Source organism: Alistipes sp. AF14-19, from assembly GCF_003461645.1.
In the GTDB taxonomy this organism is placed as follows: domain Bacteria; phylum Bacteroidota; class Bacteroidia; order Bacteroidales; family Rikenellaceae; genus Alistipes; species Alistipes shahii.
Genome location: NZ_QTXM01000006.1, coordinates 116,518 through 131,074, shown reverse-complemented (window position 1 = coordinate 131,074; position 14,557 = coordinate 116,518). Strand labels below are relative to the sequence as shown.

The following is a 14,557-nucleotide window of genomic DNA, read 5'->3' as shown; positions in this document are numbered from 1 at the left end:
ATTTTTGCTTGCCTGTCACATCAATCGAACTTGGAGCGCATGAACCAATATTCGCCGTTCTCCATCTGTCCCGCGAAGAGCGTGAAGCCGATCGCAAACTTGAAATACTGCTGCCGGACCAGCCCCAGGCGGTCGGCGATGTTGTAACCGCGGCGACCGTACTCGACACCGATGTCGATGGCCGAGAAGGCACCGCGCCTCACCGGAATGCCGATGCCCGCCGTCACGGCGTACTGCGCGAGCTTGTCCCCGTTGAACGTCTGGTTGTAGGCCCCGTAGCGGAAACCCGCACGGTAGGACCAGCGTTTGAGGAAGTGACGCGCATCGTAACGGTTCGGGGTGTATTCCACACCCATCTTGATCGTGCTCGTATTGGTGTAGGCCACCTTGTATTCCGTCTTGTTCTCCCCGCTGCCGCTGGTTCCCGTCATCTCGTAGCCCGAGTTGCGACCGCCCCAGTTCTGGAACACATAATCCACGCCGACGGCCCACCTGCCGGTCTGGTAATAGGCCCCCACGGCCAGCTGCCGGGGCAGCACCAGCTTCAGGTGCGTCGTATCGCCCTTGACGACCGTGTTGTACAGGTCGCCGATATAGAGTTTTTTCGTCACCTCCGGGTTCAGGTCGCCGCCGAAGTCGTACGTCGCGCCGAAGGTCAGGATGCGCTTCGCGTTCAGAATCGCGTTCCACTGCACGCCGACCTGCCCCTTGATGCTCGAAATGCTGTAATTGTCCTGCCCCACCGTCGAGGTGAAGGTTCCCTCGCCCGTAATGGCGGTCGGGGTCATCACGAACGTACGGTCGATGTCGCCCCAGTAATACTGTGCGGCGATACCCACCGAAAAATTCTTGAACGGCTCCCAGCCCAGGCCGACCTTGACCTCCGTCACGTCGCCCTCGCCCTGGTAGTTGTACTGAATATTGCCGACGTTGGCGTAAATGGGGTCTTCGGGATCGTATTCGTGATAATACTTGGTCCTGTAACCCACCGAACTGTAAGGCGTGAGGCTGAAACCGAGTCCCAGCCGCTTCGCCACCGGCATCTGGAAAGCGATGTCGTGAAAGTTGAACGTGTTGTAGGCCGTCCGTTTCCCGACGCCTCCGACCGTCTGGGCGTTGTAGTAGTTCTGCCCCTCCAACCCGAAGTTGAAAAGGAAAGTCTTCTGCGGAGCCGCGCTGTAAGCCGCGGGGTTGAGCAGGTTGACCGTACTCACCGAACGCATGGCCACACCCGCACCGCCCATCGAGCGCATCTGCAGCGTACCGGGGGTATTCTGTTCGCCGATGCCGTACATCGTATAGGGCGAGAATGCGTTAATACTGCTTGTCTGGGCCGAAACGGCAAAAGGAAACATCGCTGCAGCCGCGACAACCAGCTTAATCAAGGTGTTCTTCACTTGCATTGTACTCTAAAATTCGATCCAATCCGCAAAAGACCAGATTACAATTTGCAAATATCGTGTTTTTAATTCTTTTCGCAAAGTATTTCGCGTCCCCGCCGGTAAAAATTACGCATAAATCGTCGATTTTTTTCTCCATCCGGGCCATATAGCCCTCAATTTCGAAGGTCAGCGAGTTCATCACCCCCAGGCGGATGGCCTCTTCGGTGGTGAGCCCCTGCAACTCCCCGCTTTCGGTCGGACCGCACAGCGGCAGGCAGGCCGTGTAGTCGTGGAGCGCCCGAAAACGGGTTTTCATCCCCGGCGAAATGCACCCGCCGCGGAACGTGTTGTCGGCCGTCACCAGGTCGATCGTGACGGCCGTGCCGAAATCGACGATCAGCACGTTGCGCCCCGGGTAAAGCACCGTGGCGCCCACGGCGGCGGCCAGCCGGTCGCGGCCCAGCGTCTCGGGCGTATGGTAAGCGTTGGCAACCGGCACGGGGGTCTGCGAGGTGAATTCCAGCAGGTAATCCGCATAGGGCCTGACCGTTTCGACCACGTCGTCCGCTTCGCCGCGCGTCGAAGCGACGACGGCCTTCGCGGCCCTGCGGCCCTCCAGCAACTCGCCGAGCATCGACGGATGCAGCCGCTCCACGCAGCGCTGGGCGACGATCCGTCCGCCGTCAAAAACGGCCAACTTGACAAGGGTGTTGCCTATGTCTACGATCAGATTCAAAGCTGCTGCAGCGTTTTGTATGCGTCTTCCACGTCTTTGACATTCCTAACGGTCATCGCCAACCGATTATTGTGCTGTTTGAGCACAAATCGGTCGGGCCGCTGCGTAACCCGCTGCAACAGGGTCATAAAGGCCTCGCTCTTGTAGAAAGGCGAGTTCTCCTCGCCCACGAAATGCACGATCATCAGCCCGTTCTTGACCTTCACGCGCTCCATGCCCAGACGAATGGCCTCCCAGCGCAGGCGCACGACGTTCAACAGCTCCTTCGCGGCGCGCGGCAGGGGACCGAAACGGTCCGCAAGACGGCTCTCGAAGGCCTGCAAAGCCTCCTCGTCCTTCGTCGAGTCGAGTTCGCGGTAGAGTTTCAGGCGTTCGGCCTGCTGCGAAACGTAGGCGTCGGGCAGCGCGGCCTCGACCTCGATGTCGATGTGCGCGTCGTCGATGAAACGCATCTGCTCCACGACCTCCTGCTCCCCGTCGCTCAGGCCCGGGACATGAAGCCCCTCGGCACGCAGTTCGGCCACCGCCTCGTTCATAATCTTCTGGTAGGTCTCGAAACCGATGTCGGCGATGAACCCGCTCTGCTCGGCGCCCAGCAGGTTGCCCGCGCCGCGAATGTCGAGGTCCTGCATGGCGATGTTGAACCCCGAACCCAGGTCGGAAAACTCCTCGATGGCCCGCAGACGCCGCCGCGCGTCGGACGACAGCAGTTCGTCGGGCGGCGAAAGCAGGTAGCAGTAGCCCTTCTGGTTCGAACGCCCCACGCGACCGCGCAGCTGGTGCAGGTCGCTCAAACCGAAGTTCTGGGCATTGTCGACGATGATCGTATTGGCGTTGGGAATGTCGATGCCGTTCTCGACGATGGTCGTCGACACCAGCACGTCGAATTCCCCGTAGATGAAGTCCATGATGAGTTTCTCCAGCTGCTCGGCCGGCATCTTGCCGTGCCCGACGGCCACACGGGCCTTCGGGCAGAGGCGCGTGATCAGCCCCTGGAGGGCCAGCAGGTCCTCGACGCGGTTGTGGACGAAATAGACCTGGCCGCCGCGGGCGAGTTCCGCCTCGACGGCATCGCGGATGATCTCCTCCGAGAATACGTGCGACTCGGTGAGGATCGGCTGGCGGTTGGGCGGCGGGGTCGAAATGACGGACAAGTCCCGCGAACCCATCAGCGAGAATTGCAGCGTGCGCGGAATCGGTGTGGCGGTGAGCGTCAGCGTATCGACCGAAACGCTCATCTCGGTGAGCTTTTCCTTGGCGGCGACGCCGAATTTCTGCTCCTCGTCGATGATCAGCAGCCCCAGGTCGCGGAACACGATCTGCTTGCCCAGCATCTTGTGCGTGCCGATCAGAATGTCGATCTTCCCCGAGGCGAGGTCCTCGCGGATCTGGCTGACCTCCTTCGTGGATTTGGTGCGGTTGATGTACTCCACCCTCACCGGGAAATCGCGCAGACGCTCAGTGAACGAGCGGTAGTGCTGCAAGGCGAGGATCGTCGTCGGAACCAGCACGGCGACCTGCTTGCCGTCGACAGCGGCCTTGAACGCCGCGCGGATCGCCACCTCGGTCTTTCCGAAGCCCACGTCGCCGCACACCAGCCGGTCCATCGGCTGATCCGACTCCATGTCCTTCTTGATGGCCGCCGTGGCCGACTGCTGGTCGGGAGTGTCCTCCCAGCGGAACGACGCCTCCAGCTCGTGCTGCAAATAGCTGTCGTGCGAGAAGGCGTAGCCCTTCGAGGCCTTGCGTTTGGCGTAGAGGGCGATCAGTTCGCGCGAAATGTCCTTGACGGCTTTCTTGGTGGCGTTCTTCAGCTTCTGCCAGGCGCCGTTGCCCAGTTTGTAGACCTTCGGCGGCTCGCCGTCGCCCGACTTGTAGCGCGAAATGCGGTGGAGCGAGTGCACGTTGACGAACAGCACGTCGCCGTCCTTGTAGACCAGCTTGATCGCCTCCTGCATGCGTCCATCGCCCGCGGCGATCTTCACCAGCCCGTCGAAACGGCCCACGCCGTGGTCGATATGCACCACGTAGTCGCCCGGGCGCAGCTGGTTCAGCTCGGCGACGGTCATCTGCTCGTCGCGCCGGATCTCGCCGTTGATGCGGTAACGCTGGTAGCGGTCGAAAATCTGGTGGTCGGTGTAGAGGCACAGTTTCAGGTCGTTGTCCACGAACCCCTCGTGCAGGGTCGTCGACAGCGACCGCACGACGGCCTGTCCGCGGCCGATCTGGTGGAAAATATTTTCGAGACGCTCGACCTGCGCCTTGTTCTCCGAAAGTATATAGGTATCGTAACCCCGCAGCGCACCCCGGATCATGTCGTCGGCCAGCATCTCGAAATTTTTATTGAATTTCGGCTGGGGCGACGTCGCGAACTTCACCGTTGCGGCCGCGGGCCGCTCGGGAAGATTGTCGCGCAGCAGGAAAATCCGGCTTCCGGAAAGGTCGGCCACGAGCGAGTTGCGGCTCGTCAGCAGCGAGTCGATCTCATCGGGATGCTCCATGTCCGAGAGCGTCCTGCGGCGGATGTCGTTGACCCTCCGCAACACGAAATCGGCGTCGTAGAACCACCAGGAAGCCTCCGCGCCCGCAAACCGCGCGAAGGAGACCTTCGCCGCGGCGGGCGTCCCGGCGTTCAGGTCGGGGATGATCTCCACGCGCTCCAGCCTGTCCGACGACAGCTGGCTCGAAATGTTGAACCGCCGGATCGAGTCGACCTCGTCGCCGAAGAAATCCAGTCGGTAGGGTTTGCTCTCCGAATAGGAGAAGACGTCGACGATACCGCCGCGCACCGAGTACTGGCCGGGTTCGTAGACGAAATCCACGCGCGTAAACGAAGCATCGACGAGCGCCTGCTCCAGCACCTCGATCGAAATCCGGTCGCCGACCCTCACGGTGATCGTCTCCCGTTGCAGGGCTTCGGCGTCGGCGACCCGCTCGGCCAGCGCCTCGGGGCAGGTGCAGACCACCAGGTAGCCCTTCCCCGTGAAATTCCGCACGGCGTGCATCGTCGCCGTGCGCTGCACCACGCCCTGCGCATCCTCGGCGCCATAGGCCGCCGAACGCTTCCACGACGAGGGAAAGAAGTAAACCTGCCGTTCGTCCAGCAGGTTGTAGAAGTCGTTCAGAAGGTAGGCTGCGGCGTCACGGTCCTCGGCGACAAAGACATGCACGCCCCCGGATTCGGCCACGGCCGCCGCGGCATAAAACGAAAGAGCGCCGCCGACCAGCTCTTCGAGGTGGACGGTAGCACTCCTGTTTTTATATTCGCGGCACAGTCTGCCGAGGGCTTTCGACCCGGCGGCGAACTGCGCCAGCTGCTCGCGGGCGGTTGCCATGCCTTATTTGGTTATAAGGTCGTTATCCTTTTTGTCATGGTAGTGGATCTCGACGATCCCGATGCTCTGGTCCTCGGCGATCTCAAGGCGCACCTTGTACTTCCACTCCCAGCGGCGGCGCAGCGACCAAAGGCCCTTTCGGAGGAACGCCGCCACGTAAGGACTGACGACCAGCTTGATGAATTTGTGTCCGCGGTCCTGCGTGAGGAACGAAATCTGGTTCTCGATCTTCTTGTCCAGCAGCACCGTAGGTTCGATCTTGCCCGAACCGTTGCACGTCGGGCAGACGTCCGAAACGCTCTCGACGGCCACGGGACGCACCCGCTGGCGGGTGATCTGCATCAGGCCGAATTTCGTGAGCGGCAGCACCGTGTGCTTGGCCTTGTCGGTGGCCATCAGCTTCACCATCTCGTCGAACAACGCCTGCTTGTTCTGCGCCTTGTGCAGGTCGATGAAGTCGATGATGACGATACCGCCCAAATCACGCAGCCGCAGCTGGCGGGCGATCTCCTTCGCCGCGGCGAGGTTCACGTCCATGGCGGTCTGCTCCTGGTTGTCCTCGGCCTTGGTGCGGTTGCCCGAATTGACGTCGATGACGTTCATGGCCTCCGTGCGCTCGATGATGAGGTAGGCGCCGCGTTTGAGCGACACGTACTTGGCGAAGAGCGACTTGATCTGCTTCGAGATGTCGAAGTTGTCGAAAATGGGCACGTTGCCCTTGTAGAGTTTGACGATCTTCTCCTTCTCGGGTTCGATCTGGCGGATGTAGCCGCGGATTTCGTTGTACATCGCCTCGTCGTCGACGGCGATCTGCGAGAAGGAGCCGTTCAGCGAGTCGCGGATGATCGTGTTGGCGCGGTTCATCTCGCTCATCAGCTGCGCCGGGGCCGACGCCGCGTTCTTCTTGATCGCCGCGCAGGTCTTGCGCCAGCGGTCGATCTGGGTCTGGATGTCGTGCTCGATGTCCTCGTCCTTGGCCTCCATGGCCGCCGTGCGGATGATGACGCCGAAATTCTTCGGCAGCACCGCCGCGGCAATGCGCTTGAGACGCTTCTTCTCGTCCGCCGAGCGGATTTTCTGCGAAAGGAAAACCTTCGAGGTGAAGGGAACCAGCACCACGTTGCGGCCGGCCAGCGAAATGTCGGCCGTCAGGCGCGGACCTTTGGTCGAAATGGCCTCCTTGGCCACCTGGACCATGATCTGCTGCCCCACCTGGAGGTATTCGCCGATCTTCCCGGTCTTCTCGACGGGCGGTTCGAGTTTCATGCTCTCGACGCGGAACCCGCGTTTTCCGGGCTGCTGCGAGGCGACGAGCTTCTGCAGCGAGGGGAACTGCGGCCCCAGGTCGAGGTAGTGGATAAAGGCGTCCTTTTCGTGTCCGATGTTGACGAATGCCGCGTTCAGTCCCGGCATGATCTTGCGCACCTTCCCGAGGTAGATGTCCCCCACGGCGAAGCCCGTCTGGCACTGCTCCTTGTTCAGTTCGACGAGCACCTTGTCCTCGCACATGGCGATTGATATCTCGGTCGGGGTTACGTTTACGATTAATTCTCTGTTCATCTATCGTGTGTCGCGCTCCGGGAAACCGGGCGCGGTATGGCTGAAATTAGTACTGAAGCCGCGTTTTGCTGTGAAGTGGCGGCGAACTCCAAAGGGAAAAATGGATGCCGGAAACGTCCGGCAGAACGCGGGGCCCGGCGTCCGGAAAACCCGCGAAAAAGGCGGAAAAACCGCCCGAAAAATCGGAAACCCGAAAATAGGTAAAGCTAAAAGAACCCCTTGGCCCCTTTAGCTTTATCTATCGTTAGCACAAAGGTGCTACCCTACTTTTTCTTGTGACGGTTCTTACGAAGACGTTTTTTCCGCTTGTGGGTAGCCATCTTGTGACGCTTATGCTTCTTTCCGTTTGGCATAGTCCTTAAATTTTAAGAGGTTCTTATTATCCGTTATTTCACCTTCGCTGCGAAGCTCTTTGCGGGCTTGAAAGCGGGGATGTTGTGTTCGGGAATGGTGATCGTCGTGTTCTTCGAGATGTTGCGGGCAACCTTCTTGGCGCGCTTCTTCACGATGAAGCTGCCGAAACCACGGAGATACACGTTATTTTTTTGGGTGAGCGACGTCTTGATGCTCTCCATGAAAGCCTCGACGATAGCCTGCACCTGCACCTTCTCAACGCCGGTGCTTTTAGCGATTTCGCTTACGATATCTGCCTTTGTCATGTTTATATAGTATTTAAAATTAAGTTCATCCAAAATGATTCGGAGTGCAAATATACGCTTTATTTACATATCCGCCAATAATCGGCAATTTTTTTTCACTTTTTTCCCGCGGCAGTGTAGTCTGCACGTTCACAACACGATAACAAATATCGGGCAAAACCCGGGCCAAAATTAAAATATTCTATATCAGTTATTTATTCCGCACTGCGCCTCTTCCGCCCCGACAATCGGCAAAAAGCTGCGAAACAATACGTTACGCATCACTTCGCGCCCAGCCACGTCAGACGGTGCCAGAGACTTTCCAGCGGTCCCTGCCGGTGGCCGCGCAGCCACCAACGGCAAAAAGCCGCCTGCAAAACGAAGACCGCAACGCCGATCACCAGGCTCAGCGCATATCCGCACCGGGAGGCGAGACCGAGTCCGAACGGGAAAAAGATCAGGGCGCCGACGACGGACTGCGCGATATAATTGGTAAGGCTCATCCGCCCGTAGAAGCGCAGGCCGTCGGTCACCCGGCGGAAACGGGCCGTGCGGTAGAGCAGCACGAACGAAGCCGCAAGCACCGCCGTGAAGGCAAGTTTCTGCCACATGTCGAGCACGGTCGCAGCCATGCGGGCCGCCGTCGCTTCGCCGAAAAGCCCGTGCAGGGCCTGGAGCGGCACGAAGGCAACGGCCCCGACGATCAGCGTCCGCACCCAGAAGCGCGCATTGTCCGCCGAATCCGAGAAAAGCCCTCGACGGCCGAGCAGCAGACCCAGCAGGAAAAGGCCCGCCGTCTGGCTGTACCGTCCGGCATTGACGGCCCACAGCAGACTCGCCTTCTGCCCGAGCGTGACGTTCCCGGCGACGAACTGCCAGAAATCCCCGGCTTTCGTATAGGCCGCAACCTCGCCGTACATGGCTCCGACGCCCAGATCGGGCGGAGCGAAACCCGGGTCGGCCAGCGCACGGAAGCAATGGTACCATTCGACGGGCTGCACGAGAAACAGCAGGGCCAGCGCCAGCACGGTCCGGTCGTTCAGACGCCGGACGGCGAACAGCACCACGCCCACGAGGCTGAACAGCAGCAGCACATCCCCCGCGGGAAAAAAGGCGGCGTTGAGCGTGGCGAACCCCACCAGCAACAGCAGCCGCCAGAGAAAGCGGCCTCCGAAGTCTTCGCCGCGGCTCTGCCGGGAGGCGTATTGCAGATGGAAGGTGAAGCCGAAAAGCAGCGCGAAGATCGCATAGGCCTTGCCTGCGAAAAGCGCGAACACGACCGCAAAGACACCTTCGTCGAGGGCCGCGAGCCACGCAGGCGACGAAGCCGGATAAACCGGAAAGATAAAATGTTCGAGGCTGTGTACGAGCAGGATCGCCATCACGGCAAAGCCGCGCAAAGCATCCACCGCGTCGATACGGGATTTTTCTGTTTTAAGCACAATGACCGTTATTTTGTTTTTTTCGGAGTAAAGGTAGCATTTAATCGGCAGCCGGGCCAATAAACCGCGGGGTTTTTGCGTTTGATGATAAAAACATTAATTTTGCAAATTCTAAATCCGATAACGGTATGGTCAAAATACTCTGGGTCGACGACGAAGTCGAACTGCTGAAACCCCACGTGCTGTTCCTCCAGCAGAAGGGCTATGAAGTGGACACCTGCAACAACGGATACGACGCGATCGACATGGCTTCCGAAGGAGCCTACGACCTGATCATCCTCGACGAAATGATGCCCGGCATGACGGGACTCGAAACCCTTCCCAAGATCAAGGAGGTGCGCCCCACGACGCCCGTGATCATGGTCACCAAGAGCGAGGAGGAGAACATCATGGACAAGGCCGTGGGGTCGAAGATCGCCGACTACCTCATCAAGCCCGTCAACCCCAACCAGGTGCTGCTCTCGATCAAGAAGAACGTGCACCAGCAACAGCTGGTGACCGAGCAGACCACCGCCGACTACCGTTCGGAGTTCGGCCGCATCTCGTCCTCGCTCCAGATGGCCGACACGTTCCAGGACTGGTGCGCGCTCTACCGCAAGCTCACCGCATGGGAGGTCGAACTGGCGGAATCCACCGACCAGAGCATCAAGGAGGTGCTGACCTACCAGAAAAGCGAGGCCAATCAGGAGTTCTGCAAGTTCGTGCGCCGCAACTACTACAACTGGATCAACAAGCGCTCGGACGACACCCCCGTGATGTCGCACACGCTCATGCGCACCAACATCTTCCCCGTCGTCGACGAGAACCCCAAGACCACGCTGCTGCTGATCGACAACTTCCGCTACGACCAGTGGCGGTCGATTTCGTCGCTGCTGCGGGGCTGGTACGACGTGGCGCAGGACGACTTTTACTGCGCCATCCTCCCCACCGCCACGCAGTACGCCCGCAACGCCGTCTTCGCGGGGCTTATGCCGCTGGCCATCGACCGCCTGATGCCCAACAAGTGGCTCAACGACAACGAGGAGGGCGGCAAGAACCAGTACGAGGAGGAGTTTCTGAAGCGGCTGATGAGCCAGAACGGCAAGAACTGGAAGTTCTCGTTCGACAAGCTGGTGCGCCCGGAGCAGGGGCGCAAGCTGGTGGACAACATCCAGAAGGTCTACGACGCCGATTTCTCGGTCATCGTCTACAACTTCCTCGACATCCTTTCGCACGCACGTACCGAGACCGACATCATCCGCGAACTCACGGAGGACGACGCGGCGTTCCGCTCGCTGACGCGCTCGTGGTTCGAGCACTCGGACCTTTACACCATCCTCAAGCTCCTCTCCGAGCGGGGACACACCGTCGTCATCACCTCGGACCACGGCACGATCCGCGTGGACAACCCGGTGAAGGTGACCGGCGACCGCGAGACCTCGGCCAACCTGCGCTACAAGACGGGCCGCAACCTCGCGTACAACTCCCGCGAAGTCTACGAAATCCTGAAACCCGAGGACGTGCAGCTGCCGTCGAGCAACCTCACGTCGAGCTACATCTTCGCCTACAACACCGATTTCCTCGTCTACAACAACGACGCGAACCGCCACATCCGCTACTACCGCAACACGTTCCAGCACGGCGGAATTTCGATGGAGGAGATGATCGTACCGTATATCGTTCTAAAGCCAAAACAATAGATGAAAACCATTCACATCACCTCGCAGGACGAGCTTCCGCAGGTCGCCGGGGCGATCATCGGCTCGCTGGGCCGCCGTACGGTGGTCGCCTTCCGCGGCGAGATGGGCGCGGGCAAAACCACGCTCATCCGTGAAATCGCCGCAGAACTCGGGGCCGCCGACACCGTGACCAGCCCCACGTTCGCCATCGTCAACCAATACAAGGGCGAGGGCAACCGACGCATCCACCACTTCGATTTCTACCGCATCAACGACCTGCGGGAAGCCTTCGACTTCGGTTACGAGGAGTATTTCTACTCGGGAGACCTGTGTCTGGTGGAGTGGCCCGAGAAGATCGAACAGCTGCTGCCCGACAACACGATGACGGTGCGCATCACCGTAGACAGCGACACGGCACGCACCTTCGAGATCGACTGACCGCCGGCTTGAAAAGCCGGATTCAGAACCGGCCGGATTCAAAGACCGCCAACCCCGGATCACGCCGTCGGGAGCTGTCCGCGCGCAGCCCCCATATCGCCGGCCCGTTTTTCCAAGGCCCCGCCCCCGTTTCCGCAAGGCCCCTGCCGCTTCGCAACCGCATCCCGGGACGAACCCCGCAAAGGTTCGTCCCGTTCGTTTGCCGCCACCGGAAAAATCCCTATCTTTGCAGCGGACATAATCGCCGCCCATGAAAAAACTCTTCAAAATCGCAGGTATCGCTCTGCTTTCGCTCATCGGCCTGCTGCTGGCAATCTTTCTGCTGGCCCGTTTCGTCTTCCGCGAACAGGCCATTGACTATCTGACCGGTCTCGAAAAACAGCAGCGCGTGGAGCTGCTCCGCGCCGCAGGCCCTTACGCCGCCGACACCGTGCAGTATCGCTTCACCTATAAACAGGACACCGTCCGCGCCCGTGAAATCCGCGAATACTTCCGGCTCGACACCCTCGTGAATCCCGCCGCGACGACCTGGGACAACGCCCGCGCGCTGGCGCAGTTCGTCGCCCGGAACATTCCCCACGCCAATCAGAAAGTCCAGCCCGAAACGCGCAACGCAATCGGACTGTGGGAGTATACCCGTACCGTAGAACCGGCTTTCAACTGCCGCCTGCACTCGATCCTGCTCCACGAGCTGCTGCTCTCGCAAGGGATCGTCAACCGCTTCGTGACGTGCCTTCCGGCCGACTCGCTCGATCGGGACTGCCACGTGGTCAACCTCGTTTGGCTGCCCGAATGCGAGAAATGGGCGATGATAGACTCGGACATGCAATCCTACGTCGCCTCGCCCGAAGGCGAAGCGCTCTCACTCGAAGAGATGCGGCAGCGTACCGTCGCCGGAGAGCCGATGACCGTACACCGGCTTCTCGGAACACGCGACCCGGAGAATTACCTCTCCTACTGGGCCAAGAACCTCTACTGGTTCACTTGTTGGGAGCAGACCGGATACGACAAGGAGGTCGGATACGAAGGCCGCGCCATCGCCCTGCTGCCCCCGGGGTTCGAGGGATTCTCGCTGGATGAATCCACCGTCCGGACCTCCGACGCCGACCGTTTCTGGGCCGCCCCGCAGCCGGCGGAATGATCCGGACCCGCAAAACTTTCAACTTATAATTTTCAACGCGCAATATGCAGGAATACATTTCGAAACAACACCGGATTTTACGTCCCGCCGAACAGATTTACGCCGTCATCAGCCGCTTCGACAACCTCACCCCGGCCGTCGCCGACCGCGTCGAGGAGTGGCAGGCCACCGAGGAGACCTGTTCGTTCAAGGCCAAAGGCTTCACCGTCCGTCTCCGCATGGAGGAGCGCATCGAACCGCGCCACGTCAAGATCGTGGGCGACGACGGGGGAATCCCGATGGATTTCGCCTTCTGGATTCAGCTCCACAAAGTCTCCGACACCGACACCCGCATGCGGCTGGTGCTGCACATCGAGCTGAACATGATGATGAAGATGATGATCGGCGGCAAGCTCCAGGGCGCCATCGACCAGATCGCCGAAGGCATCGCCCGCGCGATGCAGGCGCAGGCGTAGGACGCCTGCTTCAGGGGCGACCCCAGGCCGACAGGCCTCCGATCCCGACCATTGCACTCGCAGCGTAGGACGCCTGCTTAAAAAAGCAATCGCAGGACGACACGGCCTCCGACCCCGACCGCCGCTTCCGCAGCGTAAAAATTTTCAGAAGACAACCGCAGATATGAGACCGACCGACTACATCGCTTCGCTGTTCAAGCCTTCCGGAGGTCCCGGAGGGGAGTCTGCGGCATATGACTTCGATCCGATCGGCAGTTATTTCTACAACTGCCCGGCCGAAGAGGGAGTCTTTCAGATCGTCGACGCCGAGACGACGGCCGACCTCGACCTGAACGCCGTGTTCGAAAAGATCGACCGCACGACCTCACGTGTCGGCCAGCAATACCTCTACGCCCGGCTGCGGACGCTGCGGGGCGAGGAGGACGCCGCGGATTTCGACCGCCGGGTCGGTGCTTTCGAAAACGACGACGAACTGACGCAACGGTGCGCCGGACACCTTGCACGCCTCGCGGGCGACGACGCCTACGACCTCTGCCGGCTGATCTTCGACACCCCGGTCCGGGTCCGCCGCATCGGACTGATCTACGCGCTGACCGCTGCGGCCGCGGCCGCGCTGCTTCTCGCGCCGTTTTATCCGGCGCTGTTGCTGCTCTTCATGGCGATCTACGCGGTCAACATGTATATTCATTACAGCAACAAAATCAACATCTCCCTCTACACATCGGCCGTAAAGCAGCTTTCCACGGCCCTGAAAACCGCGCGGCACCTTGCGGCAGAGGGGGTTCCCGGCTCGGACGAAGCCGCACGGCCGATCCGCCGGGTCGCCGAGGTCGAGCACCGCAGCCGCATCGTCGGCACGCAGGGCGACGGAGGCAACGAACTGGCGGCCGTCGGATGGCTGGCATTCGAGCTGGTGAAGATCGCGTTCAACATCGAGGTGATTCTTTTCCACCGCTTCACCGGCAGCATCGCGACTCACCGCGACGCCATCCACGACGTGTTCCGCTTCATCGGCCGGACCGACGCGGCCATCTCGGTCATGCGCCTGCGCCGCGCCGCGAAGACCTGCCGCCCGACGTTCACCGACGGCAAATACCTCGAAGCCGTGCAGGTCGTGCATCCTTTGATCGAGGGCTGCACAGCGAACACCCTGACGCTCGACGGCACGGGGCTGCTGCTCACCGGGTCGAACATGTCGGGCAAAACCACCTTCATCCGGACGGTGATGCTCAACGCCCTGTTGGGCGAGACCCTCTGCACCTGTTTTGCGGAGCGGTTCACGGCGCCCTACATGCGGCTCCACTCGTCGATCCGCATTTCGGACGACATCACCGAAGGGACGAGCTACTATTTGCAGGAGGTGCTCACCGTCAAGCGGCTGCTCGAAGACGCGGACCGGCCCGCGGCGTGCCTCTTCGTGCTCGACGAACTGTTCAAGGGCACGAACACCACCGAACGTATCGCGGCCGGGAAAGCCGTGCTGGCGCGCCTCAACCGCGGGCCGCACATCGTGCTGGCCGCCACGCACGACATCGAACTGGCCGAACTGCTGCGCGGCGACGGCTACGAACTGCACCACTTCCGTGAAGAGGTGGCCGACGGGCGGCTGGTATTCGACTACTGCCTGCACACCGGTCCCCTCACCACGCGCAACGCCATCCGCATTCTGGAGCTGTACGACTACCCGCCCGAACTGATCGCCGAGGCGTACGACACGCAGCAGAAACTGCTCGGCAACGGTTAAATCGCGCCCGTTTTATAACCGGGCGCGA

At 60.5% G+C, this 14,557-nt stretch carries 11 protein-coding genes; 5 read left to right on the top strand and 6 right to left on the bottom strand.

What is annotated here, in order from left to right:
- Positions 1-20 precede the first annotated feature (20 nt).
- From DWW03_RS07315 to DWW03_RS07290, 6 genes are all read right to left on the bottom strand, one after another.
- Positions 21-1,403, bottom strand: a complete 1,383-nt coding sequence (locus DWW03_RS07315) for an OmpP1/FadL family transporter (protein ID WP_229094850.1) — start codon at positions 1,401-1,403, stop codon at positions 21-23.
- The gene (locus DWW03_RS07310; RefSeq protein WP_022061048.1) at positions 1,378-2,118 is read right to left on the bottom strand and encodes a type III pantothenate kinase; all 741 of its coding nucleotides are present in this window, start codon (positions 2,116-2,118) and stop codon (positions 1,378-1,380) included. The genes DWW03_RS07315 and DWW03_RS07310 overlap by 26 nt, the downstream gene beginning before the upstream one ends.
- Positions 2,115-5,453 carry a transcription-repair coupling factor gene (mfd, locus tag DWW03_RS07305; RefSeq protein ID WP_022061047.1) on the bottom strand — a complete coding sequence of 1,113 codons (3,339 nt, stop codon included), beginning with the start codon at positions 5,451-5,453 and terminating at the stop codon, positions 2,115-2,117. The genes DWW03_RS07310 and mfd overlap by 4 nt, the downstream gene beginning before the upstream one ends.
- 3 nt (positions 5,454-5,456) lie before the next feature.
- Positions 5,457-7,013 (bottom strand): Rne/Rng family ribonuclease, encoded by a 1,557-nt coding sequence (locus DWW03_RS07300; protein WP_044054590.1) that lies wholly within the window; start codon positions 7,011-7,013, stop codon positions 5,457-5,459.
- A 386-nt stretch (positions 7,014-7,399) separates the two neighbouring features.
- A complete protein-coding gene (locus DWW03_RS07295; protein ID WP_015547910.1) occupies positions 7,400-7,672 on the bottom strand; it encodes an HU family DNA-binding protein in 273 nt (90 codons plus the stop codon).
- Positions 7,673-7,932: 260 nt separating this feature from the next.
- On the bottom strand, positions 7,933-9,096 hold the full coding sequence (locus tag DWW03_RS07290) for a DUF418 domain-containing protein (RefSeq protein ID WP_240046558.1): 1,164 nt from the start codon (positions 9,094-9,096) through the stop codon (positions 7,933-7,935).
- Between the two features lie 125 nt (positions 9,097-9,221).
- On the opposite strand from DWW03_RS07290, the gene DWW03_RS07285 reads away from it, so the two are divergent.
- From DWW03_RS07285 to DWW03_RS07265, 5 genes are all read left to right on the top strand, one after another.
- A complete protein-coding gene (locus tag DWW03_RS07285; protein ID WP_015547916.1) occupies positions 9,222-10,772 on the top strand; it encodes a response regulator in 1,551 nt (516 codons plus the stop codon).
- Positions 10,773-11,189 (top strand): tRNA (adenosine(37)-N6)-threonylcarbamoyltransferase complex ATPase subunit type 1 TsaE, encoded by a 417-nt coding sequence (gene tsaE, locus DWW03_RS07280; protein ID WP_015547917.1) that lies wholly within the window; start codon positions 10,773-10,775, stop codon positions 11,187-11,189.
- Between the two features lie 250 nt (positions 11,190-11,439).
- Entirely contained in the window at positions 11,440-12,330 is an 891-nt protein-coding gene (locus DWW03_RS07275; protein WP_022061045.1) for a transglutaminase domain-containing protein, read from the top strand.
- Between the two features lie 44 nt (positions 12,331-12,374).
- The gene (locus tag DWW03_RS07270; protein ID WP_015547919.1) at positions 12,375-12,785 is read left to right on the top strand and encodes a hypothetical protein; all 411 of its coding nucleotides are present in this window, start codon (positions 12,375-12,377) and stop codon (positions 12,783-12,785) included.
- A 163-nt stretch (positions 12,786-12,948) separates the two neighbouring features.
- Complete coding sequence (locus DWW03_RS07265) at positions 12,949-14,529, top strand: MutS-related protein (RefSeq protein ID WP_022061044.1); 1,581 nt, start codon at positions 12,949-12,951, stop codon at positions 14,527-14,529.
- Positions 14,530-14,557: the final 28 nt, after the last annotated feature.

Excerpts from the sequence above, each read along its gene's own strand:
- DWW03_RS07315 (WP_229094850.1), bottom strand. The coding sequence starts at position 1,403 with ATGCAAGTGAAGAACACCTTGATTAAGCTGGTTGTCGCGGCTGCAGCG.
- tsaE (WP_015547917.1), top strand. The coding sequence starts at position 10,773 with ATGAAAACCATTCACATCACCTCGCAGGACGAGCTTCCGCAGGTCGCC.
- DWW03_RS07265 (WP_022061044.1), top strand. The coding sequence starts at position 12,949 with ATGAGACCGACCGACTACATCGCTTCGCTGTTCAAGCCTTCCGGAGGT.
- mfd (WP_022061047.1), bottom strand. The coding sequence starts at position 5,453 with ATGGCAACCGCCCGCGAGCAGCTGGCGCAGTTCGCCGCCGGGTCGAAA.
- DWW03_RS07300 (WP_044054590.1), bottom strand. The coding sequence starts at position 7,013 with ATGAACAGAGAATTAATCGTAAACGTAACCCCGACCGAGATATCAATC.
- DWW03_RS07295 (WP_015547910.1), bottom strand. The coding sequence starts at position 7,672 with ATGACAAAGGCAGATATCGTAAGCGAAATCGCTAAAAGCACCGGCGTT.
- DWW03_RS07275 (WP_022061045.1), top strand. The coding sequence starts at position 11,440 with ATGAAAAAACTCTTCAAAATCGCAGGTATCGCTCTGCTTTCGCTCATC.
- DWW03_RS07270 (WP_015547919.1), top strand. The coding sequence starts at position 12,375 with ATGCAGGAATACATTTCGAAACAACACCGGATTTTACGTCCCGCCGAA.
- DWW03_RS07285 (WP_015547916.1), top strand. The coding sequence starts at position 9,222 with ATGGTCAAAATACTCTGGGTCGACGACGAAGTCGAACTGCTGAAACCC.